Origin of the sequence: Nocardioides potassii, from assembly GCF_021648885.1 — a bacterium.
GTDB classification, from domain to species: Bacteria; Actinomycetota; Actinomycetes; order Propionibacteriales; family Nocardioidaceae; genus Nocardioides; species Nocardioides potassii.
This window is the reverse complement of the sequence record NZ_JAKJHZ010000003.1, coordinates 317,529-340,233: the sequence shown is the minus strand read 5'-3', so window position 1 is coordinate 340,233 and position 22,705 is coordinate 317,529. Positions and strand designations below refer to the sequence as shown.

General features: G+C 71.9%; 27 protein-coding genes and 1 tRNA gene. 8 read left to right on the top strand and 20 right to left on the bottom strand.

All coding sequences use genetic code 11. The annotated features are described in order from the left end of the window. Positions 1–51: 51 nt before the first annotated feature. On the bottom strand, positions 52–1,224 hold the full coding sequence (locus tag L2K70_RS03035; protein WP_236398791.1) for an MFS transporter: 1,173 nt from the start codon (positions 1,222–1,224) through the stop codon (positions 52–54). A gap of 55 nt (positions 1,225–1,279) precedes the next feature. On the opposite strand from L2K70_RS03035, the gene L2K70_RS03030 reads away from it, so the two are divergent. Continuing rightward, on the top strand, positions 1,280–1,684 hold the full coding sequence (locus L2K70_RS03030; protein ID WP_236398788.1) for a nuclear transport factor 2 family protein: 405 nt from the start codon (positions 1,280–1,282) through the stop codon (positions 1,682–1,684). Here the strand turns inward: L2K70_RS03030 and L2K70_RS03025 are convergent. From L2K70_RS03025 to L2K70_RS03010, 4 genes are read right to left on the bottom strand one after another with little or no spacing between them, the layout of a single operon-like run. Then, positions 1,681–2,154 carry an SRPBCC family protein gene (locus L2K70_RS03025; protein ID WP_236398785.1) on the bottom strand — a complete coding sequence of 158 codons (474 nt, stop codon included), beginning with the start codon at positions 2,152–2,154 and terminating at the stop codon, positions 1,681–1,683. The genes L2K70_RS03030 and L2K70_RS03025 overlap by 4 nt on opposite strands. 22 nt (positions 2,155–2,176) lie before the next feature. After that, positions 2,177–4,171, bottom strand: a complete 1,995-nt coding sequence (locus tag L2K70_RS03020) for a vWA domain-containing protein (RefSeq protein WP_236398782.1) — start codon at positions 4,169–4,171, stop codon at positions 2,177–2,179. Next, entirely contained in the window at positions 4,168–4,713 is a 546-nt protein-coding gene (locus tag L2K70_RS03015) for a GNAT family N-acetyltransferase (RefSeq protein ID WP_236398779.1), read from the bottom strand. Before L2K70_RS03015 ends, L2K70_RS03020 begins: the two co-directional genes overlap by 4 nt. Beyond that, positions 4,706–6,121 (bottom strand): MoxR family ATPase, encoded by a 1,416-nt coding sequence (locus L2K70_RS03010; protein ID WP_236398776.1) that lies wholly within the window; start codon positions 6,119–6,121, stop codon positions 4,706–4,708. Before L2K70_RS03010 ends, L2K70_RS03015 begins: the two co-directional genes overlap by 8 nt. A gap of 117 nt (positions 6,122–6,238) precedes the next feature. On the opposite strand from L2K70_RS03010, the gene L2K70_RS03005 reads away from it, so the two are divergent. From L2K70_RS03005 to L2K70_RS02990, 4 genes are all read left to right on the top strand, one after another. Beyond that, positions 6,239–6,502, top strand: coding sequence for a hypothetical protein (locus tag L2K70_RS03005; protein WP_236398773.1), 264 nt, complete (start codon positions 6,239–6,241; stop codon positions 6,500–6,502). Between the two features lie 8 nt (positions 6,503–6,510). Then, entirely contained in the window at positions 6,511–7,443 is a 933-nt protein-coding gene (locus L2K70_RS03000; protein ID WP_236398770.1) for an SPFH domain-containing protein, read from the top strand. An 82-nt stretch (positions 7,444–7,525) separates the two neighbouring features. Beyond that, entirely contained in the window at positions 7,526–7,987 is a 462-nt protein-coding gene (locus L2K70_RS02995; protein WP_236398766.1) for a pyridoxamine 5'-phosphate oxidase family protein, read from the top strand. 12 nt (positions 7,988–7,999) lie between these two features. After that, complete coding sequence (locus L2K70_RS02990; protein WP_236398763.1) at positions 8,000–9,568, top strand: GAF domain-containing sensor histidine kinase; 1,569 nt, start codon at positions 8,000–8,002, stop codon at positions 9,566–9,568. A gap of 54 nt (positions 9,569–9,622) precedes the next feature. Here the strand turns inward: L2K70_RS02990 and L2K70_RS02985 are convergent, their stop codons facing one another. The 4 genes from L2K70_RS02985 to abmR form a co-directional block, all read right to left on the bottom strand. Then, positions 9,623–10,216 carry a hypothetical protein gene (locus L2K70_RS02985; protein WP_236398760.1) on the bottom strand — a complete coding sequence of 198 codons (594 nt, stop codon included), beginning with the start codon at positions 10,214–10,216 and terminating at the stop codon, positions 9,623–9,625. Between the two features lie 120 nt (positions 10,217–10,336). Then, the gene (locus L2K70_RS02980) at positions 10,337–10,984 is read right to left on the bottom strand and encodes a response regulator (RefSeq protein ID WP_236398757.1); all 648 of its coding nucleotides are present in this window, start codon (positions 10,982–10,984) and stop codon (positions 10,337–10,339) included. Positions 10,985–11,016: 32 nt separating this feature from the next. After that, on the bottom strand, positions 11,017–11,553 hold the full coding sequence (locus tag L2K70_RS02975; protein WP_236398754.1) for a DinB family protein: 537 nt from the start codon (positions 11,551–11,553) through the stop codon (positions 11,017–11,019). A 105-nt stretch (positions 11,554–11,658) separates the two neighbouring features. After that, on the bottom strand, positions 11,659–12,276 hold the full coding sequence (abmR, locus tag L2K70_RS02970) for an ATP-binding transcription factor AbmR (protein WP_303645848.1): 618 nt from the start codon (positions 12,274–12,276) through the stop codon (positions 11,659–11,661). 83 nt (positions 12,277–12,359) lie between these two features. Between abmR and L2K70_RS02965 the strand changes: the two genes are divergently transcribed. Beyond that, complete coding sequence (locus L2K70_RS02965) at positions 12,360–12,710, top strand: YchJ family protein (protein WP_236398750.1); 351 nt, start codon at positions 12,360–12,362, stop codon at positions 12,708–12,710. Here L2K70_RS02965 and L2K70_RS02960 read toward each other — a convergent pair. Genes L2K70_RS02960 through L2K70_RS02940 form a run of 5 tightly spaced genes read right to left on the bottom strand, consistent with a single transcriptional unit; the run spans position 12,703 to position 16,844 of the window. After that, complete coding sequence (locus L2K70_RS02960; protein ID WP_236398748.1) at positions 12,703–13,185, bottom strand: DUF6174 domain-containing protein; 483 nt, start codon at positions 13,183–13,185, stop codon at positions 12,703–12,705. The two genes, L2K70_RS02965 and L2K70_RS02960, sit on opposite strands and share 8 nt — an antisense overlap. Further along, positions 13,163–14,227 (bottom strand): YihY/virulence factor BrkB family protein, encoded by a 1,065-nt coding sequence (locus L2K70_RS02955; protein ID WP_236398745.1) that lies wholly within the window; start codon positions 14,225–14,227, stop codon positions 13,163–13,165. Before L2K70_RS02955 ends, L2K70_RS02960 begins: the two co-directional genes overlap by 23 nt. A gap of 16 nt (positions 14,228–14,243) precedes the next feature. Then, on the bottom strand, positions 14,244–15,023 hold the full coding sequence (locus L2K70_RS02950) for a TSUP family transporter (RefSeq protein ID WP_236398742.1): 780 nt from the start codon (positions 15,021–15,023) through the stop codon (positions 14,244–14,246). Between the two features lies 1 nt (position 15,024). Then, positions 15,025–15,453 carry a hypothetical protein gene (locus L2K70_RS02945; RefSeq protein ID WP_236398740.1) on the bottom strand — a complete coding sequence of 143 codons (429 nt, stop codon included), beginning with the start codon at positions 15,451–15,453 and terminating at the stop codon, positions 15,025–15,027. Continuing rightward, positions 15,450–16,844, bottom strand: coding sequence for a cystathionine beta-synthase (locus L2K70_RS02940; RefSeq protein ID WP_236398737.1), 1,395 nt, complete (start codon positions 16,842–16,844; stop codon positions 15,450–15,452). Before L2K70_RS02940 ends, L2K70_RS02945 begins: the two co-directional genes overlap by 4 nt. Positions 16,845–16,884: 40 nt before the next feature. Here L2K70_RS02940 and L2K70_RS02935 point away from each other — a divergent pair, with 40 nt between their 5' ends. Next, complete coding sequence (locus tag L2K70_RS02935; RefSeq protein ID WP_236398733.1) at positions 16,885–17,925, top strand: SGNH/GDSL hydrolase family protein; 1,041 nt, start codon at positions 16,885–16,887, stop codon at positions 17,923–17,925. 206 nt (positions 17,926–18,131) lie between these two features. On the opposite strand, the gene L2K70_RS02930 is transcribed toward L2K70_RS02935, so the two are convergent. Continuing rightward, positions 18,132–18,998, bottom strand: coding sequence for a Bax inhibitor-1/YccA family protein (locus L2K70_RS02930; protein WP_268930024.1), 867 nt, complete (start codon positions 18,996–18,998; stop codon positions 18,132–18,134). A 260-nt stretch (positions 18,999–19,258) separates the two neighbouring features. On the opposite strand from L2K70_RS02930, the gene L2K70_RS02925 reads away from it, so the two are divergent. Next, complete coding sequence (locus L2K70_RS02925) at positions 19,259–19,645, top strand: cupin domain-containing protein (RefSeq protein WP_236398728.1); 387 nt, start codon at positions 19,259–19,261, stop codon at positions 19,643–19,645. Positions 19,646–19,654: 9 nt separating this feature from the next. On the opposite strand, the gene L2K70_RS02920 is transcribed toward L2K70_RS02925, so the two are convergent. The 5 genes from L2K70_RS02920 to L2K70_RS02900 all read right to left on the bottom strand — a co-directional run bounded on the left by L2K70_RS02920 (position 19,655) and on the right by L2K70_RS02900 (position 22,658). Then, positions 19,655–19,728 (bottom strand) — tRNA-Leu (locus tag L2K70_RS02920). 19 nt (positions 19,729–19,747) lie between these two features. Beyond that, positions 19,748–20,563, bottom strand: a complete 816-nt coding sequence (locus L2K70_RS02915; protein ID WP_372477470.1) for a uracil-DNA glycosylase — start codon at positions 20,561–20,563, stop codon at positions 19,748–19,750. Positions 20,564–20,570: 7 nt separating this feature from the next. Next, complete coding sequence (locus tag L2K70_RS02910; RefSeq protein ID WP_236398722.1) at positions 20,571–21,488, bottom strand: Ppx/GppA phosphatase family protein; 918 nt, start codon at positions 21,486–21,488, stop codon at positions 20,571–20,573. A gap of 4 nt (positions 21,489–21,492) precedes the next feature. Then, positions 21,493–22,023 (bottom strand): DUF501 domain-containing protein, encoded by a 531-nt coding sequence (locus L2K70_RS02905; RefSeq protein WP_236398719.1) that lies wholly within the window; start codon positions 22,021–22,023, stop codon positions 21,493–21,495. Beyond that, positions 22,020–22,658, bottom strand: coding sequence for an FtsB family cell division protein (locus L2K70_RS02900; protein ID WP_236398715.1), 639 nt, complete (start codon positions 22,656–22,658; stop codon positions 22,020–22,022). The genes L2K70_RS02905 and L2K70_RS02900 overlap by 4 nt, the downstream gene beginning before the upstream one ends. Positions 22,659–22,705 lie beyond the last annotated feature (47 nt).

The following is a 22,705-nucleotide window of genomic DNA, read 5'->3' as shown; positions in this document are numbered from 1 at the left end:
CGCCGGGTTAGCAGCTGTACCGACTGCAGTGCATGGGGGGGGGTACACCTCCTAACCCGGCGTTACAGGGGTGCCGGCGACCCGGCGGGCGAGCAGGACGAACGCCGCCGCGGCGAGTGCCAGGGCGGCCATGAGCGGCCAGAGCAGGCCGGGGGCGGCGGCATAGACGGCCGTGCCGACGGGCGCGGAGATCAGCGTCCCGCTGGTGGCCGCGCCGGTGTAGAGCCGCTGGTACTGGCCGACGAGGTGGTCGGGCGCCTGGTCGAGCACGTGGGCCGTGGCGGTGGTCTTGTAGAGGATCTCGCCGGCGGTGAGCACGACCATCGCCAGCAGCACGGACGCGACGGACACCGGGAGCGCGAACATCGCCGTGCCCAGGCCGACGAGCGCGTAGCCGAGCGAGATGACGCCGTACGCCCCGCGCCCCTGCAGCCACTGGGTCACCGGGATCTCGAGGACGAGGATCAGCCCGCTCCCGACCGCGATCACCGACGCGTAGAGCCAGACGGGCTGGCCGGAGTCGCGCAGGTGGAGTGGGAGGGTCGAGTAGAGCTGGCGGTAGACGAGGTCGACGAGCACGACGCCGACGAGCAGCACGACCAGCGACCGGTCCGCCCGCAGCGCCGTCAGCAGGCCGTGGCCGACCGGTCGCGCGGCGACAATGTCGGGGGCGTCACGTGGCAGGAGCCGGCTCAGGGCGAGACGTACGACGATCACGGCCAGGCCGTCGACGACGAACATCGCCTCGTAGCTCCACGTCACGAGCAGTGCACCCAGGGGCGGCCCCAGCACGAAGCCGGCATTGGAGGCGGCCCGGCCGACAGCCACCGACGTACGACGCTGGCCGCGCGGGACCGCGAGCGCCGAGAGCGCGCCGGACGACACCGACCCCGTCGCCATCAGGTAGGACTGCACCGGCAGCAGCCCGACCAGGGCCCACAGCGGCAGGAGCGGTACGACGACGAGGAGCAGGCCGCCGGCCGAGCTCGCCCCGAGCAGCACCCGGCGGTGGCCGTACCGGTCGCCCCACCGACCACCGGTGAAGTTGCCGACGAGGAAGCCGACGCCCACCGTGCCGGCGAGCAGGCCCGCCGTGGCCGTCGACATCTCCCGCGGTCCGGTGAGGTAGAGGGTGAGGAACAGCATGGTGAACGACGCAGCCGACGACACGAACCTCGCCGCCGCCAGCGCCCAGACGACGCGCGGCAGGTCTCGGAGCTCCACGTGCCAGACCCTGCCAGACCCGCGCCCTGCCGTGGCCGGCTGGCACGATGTCGCCATGGATGCAGCACGCGCACTGGCCCGCTGGCACGCCGTCGTCGAGAGCCGCGACCCCGCCGGGCTGCCTGCGCTGATCGCCGAGGACGCGGTCTTCCGCAGCCCTGCCGTGCACACCCCGCAGGTCGGGCGCGACACCGTCGTGGGCTACCTGACGGCCGCGTTCGCCGTGCTCGGCCCGGCGCTGTCCTACGAGCGCGAGTGGCTCGGAGACGACTCCGCGGTCCTCCAGTTCCGCACCGAGGTCGGCGGGCTCGACGTCTCCGGGATCGACATGATCACGTGGGACGAGGACGGACAGATCGTCGACTTCACGGTGATGGTGCGTCCCGCCAAGGCCCTCCAGGCCGTCATCGAGCACATGGGGGCCGAGCTGGCGCGGATGCTCGAGGCCTCCGGTCGCTAGCCCCGGCGGCGCACCACCCGGTCCAGGATCCCCAGGGTGGCCCGCAGGGCGCTCTGGTCGATGACCGGGAAGATCGGACGCCAGTCGTCGGAGACCCGCGACCAGTCGTAGACGGACGTCACCCACGTGCCCGGGGTGCTCCCCACCTCGCCCTCCTCGAGGAGGTAGCCGTACGTGTGTCCGATGGGCGGCTTGATCGTGCCGTCGATCCACCACGCGATCTCGCGATCCCGCTCGAACCGATCGATCACCACCTCCACGTCGTACCGGCCCATCGGGAGGTCACCGAGCGCCTCACGGTCCATGTGGACGACGAATCGGTCACCGACCGCGCCGACCACACCACCCTCCGCCGACTGCAGCATGCCGGAGGCGTCGATGTCGACGTGTCCCTCCGGGTCGCACAGCACGGAGAAGACCGCCGAGGGCGCGGCCTCGATGAATCGACGGGCAGTCAGCTGGTCGGTCACGGCACCAGCCAAGCACGGTCCTCTAGACCCAGAACCCCCTACCGCCGTAGAAGTCGCCGAAGTGCTCGCGGTACGACGTCCCGGGTCCGCGTGAGCCGAGGTAGGACCCGACCACCGCGGCTCCGAGGTCGTCGAGCTCGGGGCTCACCATCCGGCCGTCGACCCGCCGGGCCATCGAGTCGATGAAGCGCGCCAGGCCCGGGTCCTCGCCGAGCCGGAAGAACGTCACCTGAGCCCCCAGCCGCGCGGCCGCGTCGAGCTCGCGCACCGAGTGGGCGATCGTGAGCGGGTGCGGCGGGTAGGAGAACCAGACCTCGCCGTCGGCCTCGAGGTGCGAGGTCGGCTCGCCGTCGGTGACGACCAGCAGCACGGGCTGCGCGTTGGGGTGCTTGCGGAAGAACCGGTTGGCGAGCAGCAGGCCGTGGTGCAGGTTCGTGCCCTTGTCCCACTTCGCGTCCAGCGCGGTCAGCTGCTCGATCTCCATCACCTGCGCGTGGCGTCCGAAGGCGATGAGCTGCAGGTCGTCGCCGCGGAACCGTGAGCGGACCAGCTGGTGCAGCGCGAGCGCCGTACGCTTCATCGGCACCCACCGGCCGTCCATCGCCATCGAGAACGACGTGTCGACCAGGAGTGCCACGGCGGCCTGGGTGCGGGCCTCGGTCTCGGTCACCTCGATGTCGTCGACCTGGATGCGGATGGGGAAGGTGCCACCGTCGCGCAGCACCGCGTTGGTGATCGTGCGCGGGACGTCCCACGGCTCGGTGTCGCCGAACTCCCACCGGCGGGTGGCGCCGGACGGCTCGCCGGCGAGCCCCGTCGTACGCGTCTCCCGGGCGCCGCTGCGGCCACTCATCCGGTCGGCCACGTCGCGCAGCAGTGCCTTGCCGAGCTGGCGCATCGCCTTCGGCGAGAGCCTGAGCTCCCCGTCGGACCCGCGCTTGAGGTAGCCGCTGTCGCGCAGCGCCTGCTCGAGCTCCTGCAGGGTCTTCGCGGCGAAGGCCGACTCCGGGCCCAGCTGGTCGGCCAGCGCGTCGAGGTCCACGTCGTCGAGCCGGGCGCCCTGGTAGGACTGGGCGAGCTGGTCGGACAGCTGGTCGAGCTGCGCGAGGTCCTGCAGCGCACCGGTCCCGTCGCCGAGGCCCATGCCCTGGTCCCCCTCGAAGCTCTCCGAGCCCGACCAGTCCTCGCCGGGACGCAGCGCCTGGAGGTTGGCGTCCATCCGCGCCAGCTGCTCCATCAGCTGGGGCGAGCCGAAGGCCTGCTGCGAGAGCTCCATGAGCTCCTGCCGCTGCTCCTCGGTCATCGAGTTCAGCATCCGTTGCGCCGCTGCCGCGCGCTGGGCGAGCGAGTCGAGGAGCTCCTCCATGTTGGCTGGCCGCTCGGGGAAGAAGTCCCCGTGCTTGTCCATGAAGTCCTCGAACTCCTCGTCGCTAACGCCACCCGCCGCGTGCTTCTCGAGCAGGTCGTTGAGGTCCGACAGCATCTCGGCGACCGCGGCCCGGTCCTCGTCGGTGGCGCCCTCGAGCGCCTGCTTCATGCCGGCGAACCGCTGGTCGAGGAGCTCGCGACCGAGCAGGTCCTTGATCTGCTCGTAGGCCTCGCGTGCGTCGGACGACTGCCAGTCGTACGACGACAGCTCGCTCACCGCCGCAGCGGTGGACGACGGCAGGTTGTCCAGCACCATCTCGCGGAAGTCGCGGTCGGAGTCCGACATCGTGATGTCGCGGGCGAGCTGGCCGCGCTCGGCCAGCACGGCCTTGTCGAGGAGCTCGCGCACCTCCCGCATCGTGCCGTCGAGGTTGTTGCGCTGGAGGATCTCGCGTCGCCGCTCAGCGACGCGGCGCTGGAGCTCGTCGAGCCCGGCCTGGTCGGGGCTCCCGCGCCGGAGGTACTCGCGCATCGCGTGCTCGGGCGAGTAGCCGGCCATCACGTCCTGGCCGATCGCGTCGAGCGCGTCGGCGAGGTCGACGGGAGGCGCGAGCGGGTCGCCGCCGGCGTACTTCTGGAAGCGGCTCACCGCAGCACCTTCCTCATCCAGACGTCGTCGGGCCACTGGCCGTCACTCGAGCGCTCGACCTCGGTGAAGCCGCGGGCGCGGTAGAACCCGAACGCCTGGTCGTTGCCGTCGACGACCTCGAGCCACAGCTCGTCCCCCTCGACCAGCGTCTCGACCTCGGCGAGCAGCCGGCTGCCGATCCCGCGGCCGTGGTGGTCGGGATGGACGTAGAGCTTCCACATCACCTCGCGGTCACCGTCGACGTACGGGAACTCGCGGTAGGACCGTGACAGACGGCCGAACGACGACAGCGCGACGACCTCCCCGTGGACCTCGGCGACGAGGTGGCGGTTGGTCTGCATGGAGCGGGTGAAGACGGCCGGCGTCCACCACTCGTCGATCATCCGCTGGGCGTACGCCGCGTCGATCGGGCCGTAGGTCGGCGGCACGACGGCGCGGCCGAGCGCGACGAGGGCCGGGATGTCGTCGGTGGCGGCGGGACGCAGCACGGGTCTCGAGGCTCGCTGCGCTCGCACCTCGACCAGCGAGGGGCGCTCAGCCATAGACGGTCTCCCCGGCGTCGGTGTCCTTGCCGATCTTGCGGGCGAGGTAGAGCCCCTCCAGCGCGAGCTCGATGGCAGCCGCGCGCTCGCCGTCGTTGGTCGCGCCGAGGCGGTCGCACACCGCGTCGTAGAGCTCCGACTCCCCCAGCACCGGCAGGCCGGCGAGGAAGTCGCGCGCGCCGACGCGGGCGCCGGTGCTGACCATCGCGCCCTCCTCGATCGCCTCGACGAGCAGGCGCAGGTCGATGCCGGCGAGGTGGGCGCGGACCGTCTCGGCGATGGCGGTGCGGAGCAAGTGGGTGAGGATCTCGGTCTCCCGTCCCTCCTCGCCCGTCTCGAACTCGATCTTGCCGCCGAGCACGTCGACCGCGGTCTCGAGGTCGACCACGCGCGCCACGGCCTCGTCCTCCCCCTGCGTCGTCGCGCGGTGCAGCGCCGCGGCGGCGATGGTCTCGGCGCCGGCGATCGCGAAGCGCGCGCTCACGCCCGAGCGCTGGTCGACCGCCTGGGAGTCGCGCAGGTTGCGGGTGAAGCGGGCGAGCACCTCGAGGAGGTAGGTCGGCACCTCGGCGACGAGGTCGGCCTCCTGCTCGATGACCGCCATCTCCTCCTCCACCTCCCGCGGGTAGTGGGTGCGGATCTCGGCGCCGAAGCGGTCCTTGAGCGGTGTGATGATCCGGCCGCGGTTGGTGTAGTCCTCCGGGTTCGCGCTGGCGACGACGAGCACGTCGAGCGGCAGCCGCAGGATGTAGCCGCGGATCTGGATGTCGCGCTCCTCCATCACGTTGAGCATCGCGACCTGGATCCGCTCGGCGAGGTCGGGCAGCTCGTTGATGGCGACGATGCCGCGGTGGCTGCGCGGGATCAGCCCGAAGTGGATGGTCTCGGGGTCACCCAGGTGCCGGCCCTCCGCCACCTTCATCGGGTCGACGTCGCCGATCAGGTCGGCGACCGACGTGTCGGGCGTCGCGAGCTTCTCGGCGTACCTCTCGTCGCGGTGGCGCCACGAGATGCGCAGGTCGTCGCCGTACGTCGCCGCGGCCTGCTGCGACGTGACCGTGATCGGCTCGTAGGGGTGCTCGCCCAGCTCGGAGCCGGAGATGACCGGGGACCACTCGTCGAGGAGGCCGACCAGCGAGCGCAGCAGCCGGGTCTTGCCCTGCCCGCGCTCGCCGAGCAGCACGATGTCGTGGCCGGCCAGCAGCGCGCGCTCGACCTGCGGGATCACGCTCTCGGAGAAGCCGTGCAGGCCGGGCCACGGGTCCTCGCCGCCGCGCAGGCGCGCGAGCAGGTTGTCGCGCAGCTCCTGGCGGAGCGTCTTCTGCTGGTGGCCGCTGGCGCGGAGCTGGCCGAGGGTGCCCGCCTCGGGGTGGGAGCTGGAGGGGTGCTGGGTGCTCTGGTCCGTCACGCTCTCCACGCTAGACCCGGCCGTCAACGTGGAGTGCGCTCGAACCTGCCCCGGACGCCGATCTGGACCAGTGGGGAAAGCAGGGTTCAACCCCGCGCGACAGGGCAGGATGCGGCCATGATGGGTCCGCTGCTCCCGATTCTGGTGCTCGTGCTGATCGGCGTCGCCTTCTGGGCAGGCCGCATGTCTGCCGGCGTCGGTACGACGCCCGCCGCCGCCCCGACCGCGCCATCGCGCGACCTCGCCGAGCGCGACGCCTTCATCGAGCAGCTGCGCGAGCTGGCGTGGCAGCACCGCGACGTCTCCCCCGAGCTCTCCACGATCATCATCGACGAGATCCAGACCCACCACCGCCGCATCTCCCGCGGCCCGGACGCCTGAGGACCCTGATGGCCACCACGAACAAGATCGCCAGCGGCGCCGGAGCGCTCAAGAAGGTGTCGGGGGTGTTCCTCCTGCTGCTGGTCCTCGCGATCGGCGTGCTGGTCTTCGTCCGCCCGACGACCGTGTCGACCGGCCCCGACCAGGTGGCCCTGCACTACAGCGACGGCGCGTTCACGCCGCGACGGTTCCAGGACTGCGTGGAGAGCTCGACGCGCGTGTGGGACGGGCCCGGCGACAAGCACTACTCGTACCCCAAGAGCCAGCGCAACTACGTCTTCGGCGAGAACGGCGACCGCGGCCCGGTCACGTTCGTCAGCAAGGACGGCATCGAGATGTCCGTCGACGGGGTTGCCGCCTTCCTGCTCAACACCGACTGCAAGACGCTGCAGAAGTTCCACGACCTCATCGGCAACCGCTACGCCGCCTACATGGACTCCACCGACGGCAACGGCTCGGCCGGCTGGCTCTCGATGCTCAGCGTCTACATCAGCCGACCGCTCGAGACCGCGATCGACCGCGCCAGCCAGAACTACACCTACACCGAGCTCTACACCGACCCGGCCGTCAAGGCGCAGTGGGAGCAGGACGTCCTCGAGCAGATGCCCGAGCTGGTCGGTCGCAACATCGACGGCGACGAGGAGTTCTTCACCGACTTCGCGATCACCCTGCAGAAGCCGGTGCCGCCGGACGCCGTCAAGGCCGCGCTCGTCGCCCAGCAGGAGGCCGTCGCCCGCGCCAAGGCCAAGGAGGCCGAGGCCGCCGCCCAGGTGAAGGCCGCGCAGGCGCAGGTCGAGGTCGAGAAGGCCGAGGCGGCGAAGATCGCCGAGCGGATCAAGGTGCTGGGCCAGGAGGGCTACCTCAAGCAGTACGCCATCGACCACGGCCTCAACCCCTACCAGCCGACGACCGGAGGGCTCATCACCGACCAGGGGCAGTAGGCGGGTCGGCCCGGGACCTTCGGCCCTGCCCGGGGGCGGTGCGCCGGAGGCACGCTGGGAGTCCGAGCCGGAGGAGGACCCCATGCCCATGTCGTACGACCTGTCCCGCGACGACTGCTCGCGCCTGCTCCGGGCCGGCGTCGCCGGCCGGGTGGCGCTGGGCACGCCGGACGGTCCCCACATCATCCCGGTCAACTACGCCGTGGACGCAGGCGAGCGCGGCGACGGACCGGAGTCCGTGCTCGTGCGCACGACGGCCTACAGCCTGCTGGGGACCTACGGTCGCGACGCGCAGGTCTGCTTCGAGGTCGACCAGTTCGACCACGAGCTCAAGCGGGGCTGGAGCGTGGTCGTGCGCGGCCGGGCGTCCTTCGTCGACGACCACGAGGCCCTCGCGCGGATCGCCCGCTCGTGGCAGCCGCGTCCGTGGGCCGAGGGACAGCGCCACCTGCTCGTCCGGATCCCCTGGACCGAGGTCACCGGCCGCCAGCTCGGCGGCGGCTGGGACCCCTGGGAGTTCCTGCCCGTACGACGACTGGCGTAGGAGGATGTGCGGGTGACGCACACCCCTCCGCCCGACCTCGGCGCGGACGCGCGCTCGCTGCTGGGCGCCGTGACCGCGATCTCGAGCGACCTCGACCTCACCAGCGTGCTGACCCGCATCGTCGAGGCGGCCACCGCCCTCACGGGCGCCCGCTACGGCGCGCTCGGCGTGCTAGACCGGCAGGGCGACGGACTGGTCGAGTTCGTCACGACCGGCCTGGACGAGCGCACGCGCGAGCTGATCGGCGACCTGCCGCACGGCCGCGGCATCCTCGGCGTGATCATCGAGGACCCGTCCGGCTTGCGCCTCGCGGACCTGACGGCGCACCGGGCGTCGGTCGGCTTCCCTCCGAACCACCCGCCCATGACCTCCTTCCTCGGCATGCCGGTGCGCATCCGCGGCACGGTGTTCGGCAACCTCTACCTCACCGAGAAGGCCGGCGGTGGGCCCTTCACGGAGACCGACGAGGGCCTGGTCGAGGAGCTCGCCCGGACCGCGGGCTACGTGATCAGCAACGCCCGCTCCTTCGCGCTGAGCGAGCGTCGGCGCCAGTGGCTCGAGGCGTCGGCGGAGCTCGCCGAGCTGCTCCAGCCGCCGGTCGATCTGCCGACCGCGCTGCTCCAGATCGTCTCGACCGCCCGCCAGGTCTCGGGCGCCCGGGCGGTGGCGCTCTGGTCCTCGCTCGGCGCCGACCACGACACCGTCAGCACCGCACCGGACGCGGACGACGACCGGGTGCTGGCCGTCCTCGCCGAGGCGCGCCGCACGCTCGACGCCGGCTCGTCCGTGGTGACGGTCGAGGTCGACGGCGCTCCGCTCGTCGTCGTACCGCTGCGCTCCCACCTCGCACCCGTGACCGCCCTCGTCGCCGTCACCCAGCGCGACGCCGGCCTCCTCGACGTCCAGGACCGGGAGCTCTTCGCCGGGTTCGCCGACCAGGTCGCCCTCTCGCTCGACCGGACGCAGGCGCTCGCCGACCGTCAGGAGCTCGCCCTCATCTCCGACCGTGAGCGGATCGCGCGCGACCTGCACGACATCGTCATCCAGCGCCTCTTCGCCACCGGCCTGCAGCTGCAGGGCGTGGCGGCGATGACCGGCGACGGCCCGGTCTCCGAGCGGCTCGACCGGTCGGTGGCCGAGCTCGACGACACCATCAAGGCGATCCGCGGCACGATCTTCGAGCTGCAGGACCGCGGTGGCGAGTCGCTGCGCGCGCGGATCCGGAGCCTGGTCAAGGAGTACGTCCCGGTGCTGGGGTTCACACCGGTCGTCCGGACCTCCGGTCCCCTGGACACCGCCGTGCCGCCGGCCCTCGGCGCCCAGCTGCTCGCCGTCCTGCGCGAGGCCGTGTCCAACGTGGCCCGGCACGCGCTCGCCGACGGCTGCGAGGTCGACGTCGTGCTCGGCGGTGACCTGCTCGAGCTCCGCGTCGCCGACGACGGCGTCGGGCTGCCCGGCGAGGTCAGCGAGAGCGGTCTCCGGAACGGCCGGCGGCGCGCCGACGACCTCGGCGGGACGCTCTCGCTGGAGCCGGCGACGCCGCGCGGCACCGTCCTCGTCTGGCGCGTCCCGCTCTCCTGAGACGCTGAAGGACCCGGCACCCTGCGGTGCCGGGTCCTCCCTGGGCCGGGTGTGTCACTGCAGGACGGGGTGCTCCTGCACGACGTCCGTGCTGCTCCACCAGCGACCCAGCCCCCACGTGCTGCCGGCCGCGCCGAGGGCGAGGACGGCCATCACGATGATCCCGACCAGGTGGTCGTCGACCACCGGGTTGTTCTCGAGCGGGAGCGAGGCGGCGTACATGAAGGCGTACATCAGGGCTCCGGCGGCAGTGCCGATCCGCATGCCCACCCCGAGGAGCAGGGTCACGCCGATGCCCAGGAGGCCGGCCATGAACAGCCAGTCCACCCACGCGTGCCCGGCGAGCGAGGCGAAGAAGCCGTGGAACGGGTTGTCGGCGGGGACGCCGAAGGTGAGGAAGCCCTCGGTCGGGCTGCCGCCATTGATCCAGGCGGCGGGGCCGAAGCGGTCGAGCGTCCCGTCCTGGCCGTAGCCGGTGTGGAAGCCGAGCGCGAAGGTCTTGTCGAGGAACGCCCACAGGAACGTGATCCCGAAGGCGATCCGCAGGACGGCGAGGGCGCGGGAGAGCCCGGTGGGGACGTGCTCCTCGGTCTCCGACATGGTGACGCCCTCGGTGCTGATGTGGTGCTGGCGGTGGATGACGTTCATCGCCATCGCCTCCTCGGTAGTGGTGACCGGATCCCTTCCGGTGCCTCCAGCCTCGTCGCGCGCGGCGTCCACGCCGAGAGGAGGACGTCACCACTCCTGGGGGACCAAGGTCCCGACCGCCTACTGCTCCTCGCGCAGCAGCTTGGACGCGAGCACGGCGGCCTGCGTACGCCGCTCGAGGCCGAGCTTGGCCAGGATGCTGGAGACGTAGTTCTTCACCGTCTTCTCGGCGAGGAACATCTGGTCGGCGATCTGGCGGTTGGTGAGGCCCTCGGCGATGTGGCCGAGCAGCACCCGCTCGCGCTCGGTCAGGGACGCGAGCTCGTCAGGCGTCTCGGGACCCTTGCGGATCCGCTCGAGGACGGTGGCGGTCATGGCCGGGTCGATGAGCGACTTGCCGGCCGCGACGTGGCGCACGGCGGTGACCAGGTCGGAGCTGCGGATCTCCTTGAGGACGTAGCCCGACGCCCCGGCCATGATCGCGGCGAACAGCGCCTCGTCGTCGTCGTACGACGTCAGGATGAGCGCGTTGATCGACGGGTCCACCGCACGCACCGAGCGGCACACCTCGATGCCCGACCCGTCGGGCAGGCGCGCGTCGAGGACGGCGACGTCCGGGCGCAGCGCCGGGATGCGGGCGGCCGCCTCGACGGCGCTGGCGGAGTCGCCGACCACCTCGATGTCGTCCTGCTGCTCCAGCAGGAAGCGGAGGCCCTCGCGGACCACGTCGTGGTCGTCGAGCAGGTAGACGCGGATCGGGTCGGCCATGGGCCCATTCCAGCAGATCCGCAGCCTGGTGGTCAGACGTCCGTGGCGCCGTCGATCGACTGGCGGATCAGGTCGGCGTGGCCGGCGTGGCGGGCGTACTCCTCGACCATGTGCACCAGCACCCACCGGGTCGTGGCGGTCTCGCCCTTGGCCGGGTCACGCGGGCGGGCCACGAGCCGTCCGAGGTCGGGGTCGGCAGCGAGCGCCGCGTCGAGGCACGCGTCGGAGCGACCGATCGCCTCGACGAGCAGCCCGTCGAGCTCGGCGTGGGACGCACCGGCCGCGCTGTGCCAGTCCCAGTCGGCGTCCTCGCCCCACGGCGCGGTGTCCCACGGCGGCGCCGGGTCGTGCCCGGCGAGGTTGTAGGACAACCAGTAGTCCTCGACGAAGGCGAGGTGCTTGAGCATCCCGCCGAGGGTCAGGTCGCTCGGCGGCAACGGCTGGTCCAGCTGCTCGTCGGTGAGCCCGCTCGCCTGGAGCCGGATCGTGGCGCGGTAGTGGTCGAGGAAGCCGCGCAGCATGCCGGCCTCGTCTGCGGCGTAGGGCGGGTCGGTCCGCTCGATCGTCATGGGCCGCAACCTAGTCCGCAGGTCGACGGACCGAACAGCGAATTGAGGCGGGCCGCCCCGCTCGGTCGAGCGAGGCGGCCCGGGTTCGGTCCGTCAACCTGCGCGTCAGAGGGCAGGGCCCTCGCCACGCAGCTTGTCGACCTCGGCCATCGCCTCGCGGAGCCGGCCCAGCCACTCGTCGGCGTGCTCGCCGACCAGCCGCACCGACCAGGCGAGCGCGTCGGAGCGGGAGCGGGCGACGCCGGCGTCGACGAGGGTGTCGAGCACCTGCCGCTCGGGCTGGCGCAGCCGGGTCATCACCGGGGCCGCGACGTGGGTGAAGAGCGCCTCGGTCCCACCGAGCCACACCCCCCACGACACCTTGCGCTGGTAGCGCGCCTGGGCCTCGAGCGCGATCTCGATGCGCTCGGCCTTGGTCTCGGACCGGAACCGCGAGATGCGGCCCTCCGCCGCGGCGCCGTTGGCGCCCTCGGACTGCTCCTCGCTCAGGGTGCCGATCACCGTGATCTCCTCGCGGTCGATCCGCACGTCGATCTCGCTGAACCAGCCGTCGGGCAGGCGTCCGCGGAACCAGTCGGCGGCGTCGTCCGCGGGCGGCAGGTCGGCGACCTGCCAACCGCCACGTCGGCCCCGCTCCCCCCGCTCGCCCCGTTGGCCGCGTCGTCCGCGGCCTCGTCCCTCACCGCGTCCGCGGCTCTCGTCGTACTCGTCTCGGGTCATCATGTGTCTGCCTCCTTTTTGCAGTACTTACATGATTACACCGTTGCACAAGCAGACCAACACGCTGGTTCCCCTACTCTCAGCGCATGGACCGGCCAGCCTGCCCCTGCGGCACCGGAGCGGCGTACGACGACTGCTGCGGGCCACTGCTGGCCAACCGCGAGCAGGCGAGCACGCCCGAACAGCTGATGCGCTCGCGCTACACCGCCTTCGTCCGCGGCGACGCCGACCACCTGTTCCGCACGTGGCACCCGCGCACCCGGCCCGACGACCTACGACCGGACCCGTCGACGCGCTGGACCGGTCTGCGGGTCGTGCGGGCCGAGGGCGACACGGTCGAGTTCGTCGCCTCCTGGGAGGGCGGCGAGATGCACGAGGTCAGCCGCTTCGAGCAGCGGGCAGGGCGATGGTTCTACGTGGACGGCGACGTCAGCTGAGGTCCTCGACGACCTCGAAGTTGCGGACCGACCAGCCGCTGCCGCAGTCGGAGTAGCCCTCGCCGCACGTCTCGGTGATGGAGGCCGGGAAGCCCCAGTAGCCGTCGTAGGTGATCGTCACGTGAGCGCCGAAGAGCCGCGGCCGCATCTGGTCGGCGAGGTCGAGCATGTCGTCGATCGTCGGGCCGGCGTCGCGGGACGGACCGCAGCCCCGACTTCGGGTGGTGCCGACGACCTCACCGTCCCGCACCGTGACGTGCGTCGTGCACTCGGCACACATGCCTGAGCAGTACGACGTGTCGAAGGAGTACGCAGTCGGCTCGTGCTCGGCCCAGCGGTCGACTGCCGCCCCATGGGCACGCGCTCCGACCGGTCCGGGCGCAAGGAGGAAGAAGGCGACGACGAGTGCGATCGCCAACCCCGCCGGAAGCACCCGTGCGAGGGTCTTCAGGTCACCGCGGGTCAGGTCGTCCATGGCCGTCGGACGCCGCGGCCCGCTCAGCCGTTCCGTCCGATGTCCCGTCGTCGGACCGCGTGCGCTCGGCCGGGCCCGGCTCCCAGACGACCTGCACCTTCTCGAACCCCTTGTGCCGCTGCATCCGGGCGTAGAGCGCGTAGGCCTCCCGGTCCGCGTCGGTGAGCTGCACGTTGTCGGTGAACGGCGTCAGCAGGGCGCGCGGCCAGAGCCGGCGTGCGGCGACGACGTTGATCTCCATCGCCAGGACGGCCATGACCGCGCCGATCCAGAGGAAGCCGATGAGGCCGAGGACGAGCCCGAACGTCTTGGTCATCGACGAGGTGTCGACCAGGACGTTGTTGACGTAGGCCGCTCCCGCGATCTGCAGCAGCTGCCACATCACCGCCAGCGAGTAACCGCCCGGCGCTGCGCGGCGGAACGAGTGCTGCCCGGTGGCGGCGTAGCGGAACAGGAGCGTCAGGAACGTCCCGACCACCAGGATGGTCAGCACCGGCAGGAAGTACTGGCGGCCGGGGCCGAGCACCTCGGTGAAGACGTCGGTGGTGCTGGCGATCGTCGACACCACCGAGACCACGAGCAGCGAGAACCCCGCGGTGACGAGGAGGACGAGCGTCTTGAGGCGGGCGTAGAACGGGTTGGGCCGGCTGTTGCGGGGCACCGACCAGGCGACGTGCTGGGTGTTCTGGAGGGCCTGGCCGAGACCCATCGCGCCGTAGAGCGCGGCGAGGGCGCCGACCGCGACACCCGTGAACGAGCCCGACAGGCCGTTGGGCCGGCCCAGCTCGTCGCCGATGATCGGGAACTGGGCCAGGGCGGAGTCGAGGATCGACTGCTGCCAGTTGGGCTCGCCGCGCAGGATGATGCCGAGGATCGAGCTGCCGAGCAGCATCAGCGGGAAGATCGAGACGAAGGCGTAGTAGGTCAGCGCCGAGGCGAGGTAGGGCCCCTGGTCGTCGAAGTACTTGTAGACGACCGCCAGCGGGAAGCCGACGACGGGATGACGGCGCTGGAACGCATCGACCGACGAGACCGCTCCCACGTGGGGAGGGTACCGGTCACCACCAGCCGAGGACGTCTCCGCCGAGCCGGACGACGAAGCCCGACACCACGACGAGGAAGAACGCCCGCACGAAGCGCGAGCCCCGCGCCATCGCCAGGCGCGCGCCGAGGTAGCCGCCGACGATGTTGGCCGCCGCCATCGGCAGGGCGAGCTGCCAGATGACCGCGCCCTGCGGCACGAAGACCACGAGGGCGGCGAGGTTGGTCGCCCAGTTGGCGAGCTTGGCCTTGGCGGAGGCCTCGAGGAAGTTGTAGCCGAGCAGCCCGACGAGCGCGAACACGAGGAACGACCCGGTGCCGGGACCGATCGCGCCGTCGTAGAAGCCGATCGTCAGCCCCGTCGTCAGTACGGCGGTGAGGTGCCGGCCGCCGCGGAAGCGCAGGCTGGTCAGCTCGCCGACGCTCGGCTTGAACCACACGTAGCCGCCCACCAGCACGAGCACGACGAGGATGATCGGGTCGAAGGCGCTGCGCGGCAGCAGGGAGGCGACGAGCGCGCCACCGGTCGACCCGGCGAAGGCGGCGGCCATCAGCGGCAGGAACGTCCGCGGGTCGGGGCGGATGCGCCGGACGTACGTCGTCGCACTGATGGAGGTGCCGCAGAAGGACGCGAGCTTGTTGGTGGCGGCGATCTGCACCACCGACGCGCCCGGCAGGCCCACGAGCAGCGCCGGCAGCTGCACCAGCCCACCGCCGCCGACCACCGCGTCGACGAAGCCCGCGACCAGCGCAGCCAGGACCAGGAAGAGGACGACCTCGAGCGTCAGGTCCGCCACGTCAGCGGGTGTACTCCTGCACCACGACGGCGTCGTAGTCCTCGGGCATGGTGGTGTTGAGGCCCGGGCAGAGGAACTCCTGCGACTGGCCCTCGATCATCTTCGCCGCCGAGCAGTTGAGCGTCGCGACGGGGTCGCCGTCGGAGGAGAACACCATCTGGAAGATCGCGGCGCGCTCCTCCTCGAGGGTGTTCTTGATGGTGCCCTTCACCTCCGGCGTGGTCACCTCGTCACCGCCGGCGGACCGCTCGATGGGGTTGAGCTCCCACCCGTCCTCGACGGCGAAGCCGTTCCAGCTGAAGGCCTTGCCGACCTCGACCTCGACCGGGTCCGTGCCGGTGTCGATGTCGTCGCCACCACCACCGCAGCCCGCGAGGATGCCGGCGCAGAGCAGTGCGAGCGCCGCGACGCGCAGGCGCACGGCGCTCACGGGGCGGCCACGAAGGTGAGGAGGTCCTGGCGGGTGAGGACGCCGATGGGCTTGCCGTCCTCGTGCACCAGCACGGCGTCGGCCGTGCCGAGGAGGCTGACGGCGTCGGTCGCGGCCTCCGTCGAGCCGATCGTCGGCAGCGGCTGGGACATGTGGTCCTCGACGCGGTCGGTCAGCTTGGCGGCGCCGGTGAACAGCGCGTCGAGGATGGTGCGCTCGGACACCGACCCCGCGACCTCGGCGGCCACGATCGGCGGCTCCGCGCGGACGACGGGCATCTGGCTGACGCCGTACTCCTGGAGGATGTGGACGGCCTCGGCGATCGTCTCGCCGGGGTGGGTGTGCACGAGGTCGGGCAGCCGGCCGGACTTGCCGCGCAGCACCTCGCCGACGGTGCGGTGGTCGGCGTCGGCGCCCGAGGCGAAGCCGTACTGGGCGAGCCACTCGTCGTTGAAGATCTTGGTCAGGTAGCCGCGGCCTGAGTCGGGCAGCAGGACCACGACGACGGCGTCGGTGCGGCCCTCGGCCGCGAGCTCCTGGGCGACCTGCCGCGCCGCCCACGCCGCCATGCCGCACGAGCCGCCGACGAGCAGCGCCTCCTCGCGGGCGAGACGCCGGGTGAAGGCGAACGAGTCGGCGTCGGAGACCTCGATGACGCGGTCGGCGACGGTGCGGTCGTAGGTGTCGGGCCAGAAGTCCTCACCGACGCCCTCGACGAGGTAGGGGCGGCCGGTGCCGCCGGAGTAGACCGAGCCGGCCGGGTCGGCGCCGATGACCTGGACGTCGGGGTTCTGCTCCTTGAGGTAGCGCCCGACGCCGCTGATCGTGCCGCCGGTGCCCATGCCGCACACGAAGTGCGTGATCTTGCCCTCCGTCTGCTCCCAGATCTCCGGGCCGGTGGTCTCGTAGTGCGAGCGCGGGTTGTGCTGGTTGGCGTACTGGTTGGGCTTCCACGCGCCCGGCTCGGAGGCGAGCCGGTCGCTGACGTTGTAGTAGGAGTCCGGGTGCTCGGGCGCGACCGCGGTCGGGCACACCACGACCTCGGCGCCGTAGGCCTTCAGGACGTTGCGCTTGTCCACGCTCACCTTGTCGGGGCACACGAAGATGCACTTGTAGCCCTTCTGCTGGGCCACCATCGCCAGCCCGACACCGGTGTTGCCGGACGTCGGCTCGACGATCGTGCCGCCGGGCTGGAGCTCGCCGGACGCCTCCGCCGCCTCGATCATGCGCGTGGCGATGCGGTCCTTCACGGACCCGCCGGGGTTGAGGTACTCCACCTTCGCAAGGACCAGGGGGCCGGCGTCGGGGCCACCCTCCAGGTCGAGCGTCCGGCCGAGCCGGACGAGCGGGGTGTTGCCGATCAGGTCGAGGACGGAGTTCGCGTACTGCACCCGGCCAATCTAACGACCTACCGTTCCGTAACATTGAATCGTGGGGGCAACCGGAGCAGCACGGAAGCTGGCGTCGGCAGCAGCGCTGGGCGGCGGTGGGCTGTCCGTGCTCGGCGGGGGCCTGTACGGCGTCCTGGTGCTGGAGGCCAAGCTCGCGCGGCGCCTCATCGGCAACGCGACCGACGCCGCGCTCGACTCCACCGGCTGGTACGGCCGCGGCCGGCCCGGGCCCGCCATCCGGATCGCCCTGCTCGGCGACTCCAGCGCCGCCGGCTACGGCGTCGAGCGGGTCGAGGACACCACGGGCGCGCACCTCGCGACCGGCGTGGCCGCGCAGGCCGACCGCCGCGTCCACCTGCGCTCCTTCGCCAAGGTCGGTGCCCAGTCGAGCGCGCTGGCCGACCAGGCCGACGCCGCCATCGGCACCCACCCCGACCTCGCCGTCGTACTGATCGGGGCCAACGACGTCACCCACTCCGTGCTGCCGTCCGCGTCGGTGCGCCACCTCGCCGAGGGCGTACGACGCCTGCGCGAGGCAGGCATCGCCGTGGTCGTCGGCACGTGCCCGGACCTCGGCACGATCCGGCCGATCCCGCCGCCGTTGAAGCAGGTGGCCCGCAGCTGGTCGCGGCGCCTCGCCGCCGCACAGACGATCACCGTCGTCGAGAACGGCGGCCGGTCGGTGTCGCTGGGCGACATCCTCGGCCCCGAGTTCGACGCCGCCCCGGCGGTGCTCTTCGGGCCGGACCGGTTCCACCCGTCGGCCGAGGGGTACCGCCAGCTGGCGTCGGTGCTGATCCCGTCGTGCCTGGCCGCCCTCGACCTGCTTCCCGAGGACGAGGCCCTGCCCGAGCCGCGCCGCCGCGAGGGCATCCTCCCGGTCGCGGCCGCCGCGGTGCGCGCAGCGCGTACACCCGGCACCGAGGTCGACGGCACGGAGGTCGGCGGCAACCAGCGCGGCCTGCGCGGGCGCTGGGTCGAGCTGCGCCACCGCCGCCGCCGCCCCGCCACCGACGCCGAGTCCCCCGGCGAGCACGAGGAGCACGAGGCGACTACTCCGGCTCCCCCGAGCGGTGGCTGAGCCACATTCGGAACGCATGGAATGTGGGTGGACCACCGCCCACGGAACGACACGCCGTACACCACTCCTGAGCGGTGGCTGAGCCACATTTCGCGGGCACGGAATGTGGGTGGACCACCGCCGAGACCAGCACGAAATGACGCCGGCCCGCCCGAGGCGTGCTCGAGCGGGCCGGCGGAGCTCAGCGGGTGCTGATCAGCGTGTGATCAGTCGCCTCGCAGGATCGCGAGGATGCGGAGCAGGTTGGTGTAGATCCAGACCAGGCTGACGGTGAGGCCGAAGGCCGCACGCCAGGACTCGCGCTCGGGGAGACCGGCGGCGACGCCCTGCTCGACGTAGTCGAAGTCGAGGATCAGCATGAAGATGCCCAGCACCAGGCCGGCGGCCGCGAAGACGAAGCCGATCGGGCCGTCGCCGTAGAGCGGCGACTGGATGCCGAAGAGGCTGAGCACGAGGGACAGCAGGCCGAGGCCGACCATCCCGAACATCGCGGCGACCACACCGCGCCGGAACTTGTCGCCGACCTTGATGTTGAGGAACTTGTAGGCGGCGAGCGTGCCCGCGAAGGCGGCGAACGTGCCGAGGACGGCACTGGTCACGATGCCGGGGAACTGGGCCTCGAACACCTTGCTCAGCGCACCCAGCGCGACACCCTCGGCGAGGGCGAAGATCATCACCAGGGCGGGGCTGATGACCCGCTTGAACGAGTTGACCAGCGACAGGATGAACGCGCCGCCGGCGCCGAGCATCGTCAGCATGTAGGCGCGGCCGAGGGCGTCCTCGTTGAGGAAGTTGTTCTCGACGACGTCGCCGATCCACCACCACGTGGCGAACGCAGCCGCGAACACCAGTGCGACGGAGATGGCGGTCTTCTGGACGACCGTGTCGACGGTCATCCGGCCCTGGTCGACCTGACCGGGCGTGCCGGTGCCCCACTGGGACGGGTCGGACCCGGCGTCGCCGTAGCCGGGGTAGGTCTGGCCCCCACCGGCGTAGGTCTGGTTGCCGTAGGCGTTCGACGAGGCGCGGTTGAACTCCTCGGAACGCGTGAACACGGGATTGTTGCTTCTCATGGTCTCTCCTTGGAGGCCGCCCCCGGAGGTTCCGGAGGTGCGACGCCGTCGCGGTGACGGCGCCTGTTCTTTCCACCCCACTCTAGCCGGGATGACACCTGTTCAAACGCGCACGGAACGGGCGCCGTTCCCCTCACAGCAACTTCTCAGGCAGCGTGCTACCAAAGTCTGATCCCGCACCCGGCGAGGTCGTCCCCACGGCCTTGGTCCCCTCGTGCAGCCCGCTTGATGTACGAACCCGGGGGCGCAAGAGTCGTCGCATGACCGACGAGCTGCCCCGTCCCGTCCGGGTCTACACGCCCGCCGACCTGGAGGCGGCCGACCCGACCCTCGGGATGCAGCGCGCGCTGGCGTTCGAGCTGCCGCTGCTGTGGGCCGGGCAGGTCGTGACCGAGCCCGGTGCCGTGTCGGGCTGGCACCACCACGATCGCAACGAGTCGAGCCTGTACGTCGTCCGCGGAGTGCTGCGCCTCGAGTTCGAGGGCCGCGAGGGCTACCTCGACGCGGTCGCGGGCGACTTCGTCCACGTGCCGGCGTGGACGGTCCACCGCGAGTCGAACCCGAGCGGTGAGCCGTCGCTCGCCGTCATCGCGCGGGTCGGCGGCGGCGTCCCGACCGTGAACGTCGACGACCCTCGGGGCCGATGAGGACGAGGGTGCCCCGGCTGGGGTTCGAACCCAGACTGTGCGGTTTTTAAGACCGCTTCCTCTACCGGTTGGGATACCGGGGCGTGCCGCCCAGCGACGGGGTCAGTCTGTCAGCGCACGGGCGCGCTCGAAGACCGCGTCGGTCATCGCGCGGGTGAGCCGGCCGGTGTAGGTGTTGTGCGGCGAGGGGTGGTAGCACCCGATGAGCGTCACGTCGCCGAGGACGAGCTCGACCCCGTGACCGAACTTCGGGCGCTTCACCGGCGGCTCCGCACCGGCCGCGACCAGCGACCGCACAGCACCGTCCCAGCCGAAGGCGCCGAGCGCGACCACGACGCGCACGGTGGGCAGCAGGGCCAGCTCGGCGGCGATCCAGGGCGCGCAGGTGTCGCGCTCGGCGGGGGTCGGCTTGTTCTCCGGCGGCGCGCACCGCACGGTCGCGACCATCCGCGCGTCGAGCAGCCGCTGGCCGTCACCGGCGTGCTCGCTGGTCGGCTGGCTGGCCCACCCGGTGCGGTGCAGGCTGCCGAAGATCCATTCCGCGCTGGGGTCGCCGGTGAAGATCCGCCCGGTCCGGTTGCCGCCGTTGGCGGCGGGCGCGAGCCCGACGATGAGCAGTGACGGCTCAGGATCGCCCCAGCCGTTGATCGGCCGTCCCCAGTAGGGCTGGTCGGCGAACGACGCCCGCTTCTCGACCGCGACGTCCTCGCGCCACGTCACCAGCCGCGGGCACGCCGAGCAGACGCTCACCCGGGCGTCGAGCTCGGCGAGGTCGTCGGTGGCAGCGAGACGTCGTACGTCGTCGGCGTCGCGGGCCACGGACGTGTGGAGGTCCGCCGGGTCGTCCGGCCACCCGGTGCCCGGGGTGACCGGGCTGGTGAAGTCACCGCCCACGATCGGGTGCGGCAGGCCCATCAGAGGCCCATCAGATCGCGGCGGCCATGCCGTGGAGGATGTCGGCCTCGGAGACGAGGTGGTCGGGCACCGGCACGCGCGCCAGGATCCCGCTCCAGATCAGCGCTCCGGCGTCGATCACGTCGGCGCGCCCGGGGTGCATGTAGGGCAGCGCCCGACGCTCCTCGACCGTCATCGCGACCAGCCGGTCGACGAAGTCGGAGGTCCCGGCGTTGGCGAGGACCGCCCCGTCGAAGGCGTCGCGGTCGTAGGCATCGAGCCCGAGCACGCCGCAGGCGAGCGTCTTGATGGTGCCCGACGTCCCGATCACGGTCCGGGCACGGTCGAGCGGGATGCCGGAGGAGTCGAGGTGCTGGTCGATGTCGGCGACGCAGGCCGCGACCTCGGCCGCCGCGGGCGGGTCGCCGTGCAGGTGCCGCTCGTGCAGCCGCACCGAGCCGATGTCCATCGAGATCGAGCGACGCTCCTCGCCCTCGCCGAGGACCAGCTCGGTCGAGCCGCCGCCGATGTCGACGACCAGGACCGGCTCGGGCGGCATCGGCGACTGGGCAGCGATGGCACCGGCGTAGACGAGGGCCGCCTCCTCGTCCCCGGAGAGCACCTCGGGCGCGATGCCGAGGCGACGTCGTACGCCCTCGGCGAAGACCGCCGCGTTGCTCGCGTCGCGGGTGGCCGAGGTGGCGCAGAAGCGCATCCGGTCCGGCCCGACGCCGTGGTCGCGGATCATCGCGCCGAGCTCGTCGATCGCGACGAACGTCCGCTCCAGCGCCTCGTCGGCCAGACGCCCGGTGCGGTCGACGCCCTGGCCGAGCCGGACGACACGTGACTCGCGCAGCACGACGTCGAGCGTGCCGTCGTCGCGACGGCTGCCGATGAGGACCTTGATCGAGTTGGTGCCGCAGTCGATCGCCGCGACGAGGTCGTTCATGCGGTCATTCTGCCGGGCGGGGGACGCAAGGCCCTTGGGCCCACCACTCGCCGAGGGCGTCGAGGACCTCGTCGCCGAGCGGGTTCACGCCGCGGCCCATCGCGAGCGACTGGGCGGCGAGCACGTGCAGGCACTTCACCCGGTCGGGCATCCCCCCGGCGGAGATCCCTTCGATCTCGGGCACGTCGAGCCCGGCCCGCTCCCCCACCTCGGCCCGGAACGCGAGGTAGCGCTCGTGGGCAGAGCGGTAGGCGGCGGCGAGCTCCTCGTCGGTGCCGAGCCGGGCCTCCATGTCCTTCATCACGTGCGAGCCCTCGAGCGTCCCGATGCGCGAGGCCGCGCGTGGGCAGGTGAGGTAGAAGGTCGTCGGGAACGGCGACCCGTCGGGCAGTCGCGGCTCCGTCGTCACGACGTCGGGGTTGCCGCACGGACAGCGGTGGCCGATCGAGTCGATGCCCCGTGGCCTGCGCTCGAGCTGGGCGCGGATGGCCTCGACGTCGGCCGGGTCGATCGCGCTGTCGGGGGTGTCGCTCACTGCGTGCTCTCGCTCGTTCCGTCGATGAGGTCGGCCGGCTCCTCGCCGGGCTTCGGGGGGTTGCCGGCGAGCTCCATCGACTCCCAGGCGGCGGTCCACCACGCCTTGGGCACGGTCTTGATCACGTCGGCCGGGTCGTTGAGCGTGGCCTGCGCCTCGAGCGGCTTGCCGTCCTCGCCGATCACCTCGAAGCCCTGCTCGCCGGGCATGAGGTAGCCGAAGCGGGCGCGCGCCTGGGCCTTCACGTAGGCCGGGTCGTCCCACCGCTGCTTCTCGCGCTCGAGGTCGTTGATGTTGGCCTCGCGCTCGGCGATCTGCGACTTCAGCTCGCCGATGTGGGCGCGTTGCTGGAGGTAGGCCCGGAGCGAGGAGGCGTAGGAGACCGTCAGCACGGCGAGCACGAGCACCAGCACCGCCGCGCGCCCGGTGAAGCGCGGACGGCGGGTGCTGCGCCGAGCCGCCGGTCGTACGGCGGTCTGCGTGCCGGTGTCGGCGGCCTGCGACGCGCCCGGCCCCCGGTTCGCTGCCGTGCGCGGCCGGGTGGACCGGTCGCCGGGCCGCGTGCTGCTGCCCGGCCTCGCTCCGCGTCCGCTGCCGCTCGGCCCACCGCGTGACGTACGACGCTGGGAAGGCATGCGGGCCAGTCTGCCTTGCCTGCACCGAGATTTCGGTGAGGCGCAAC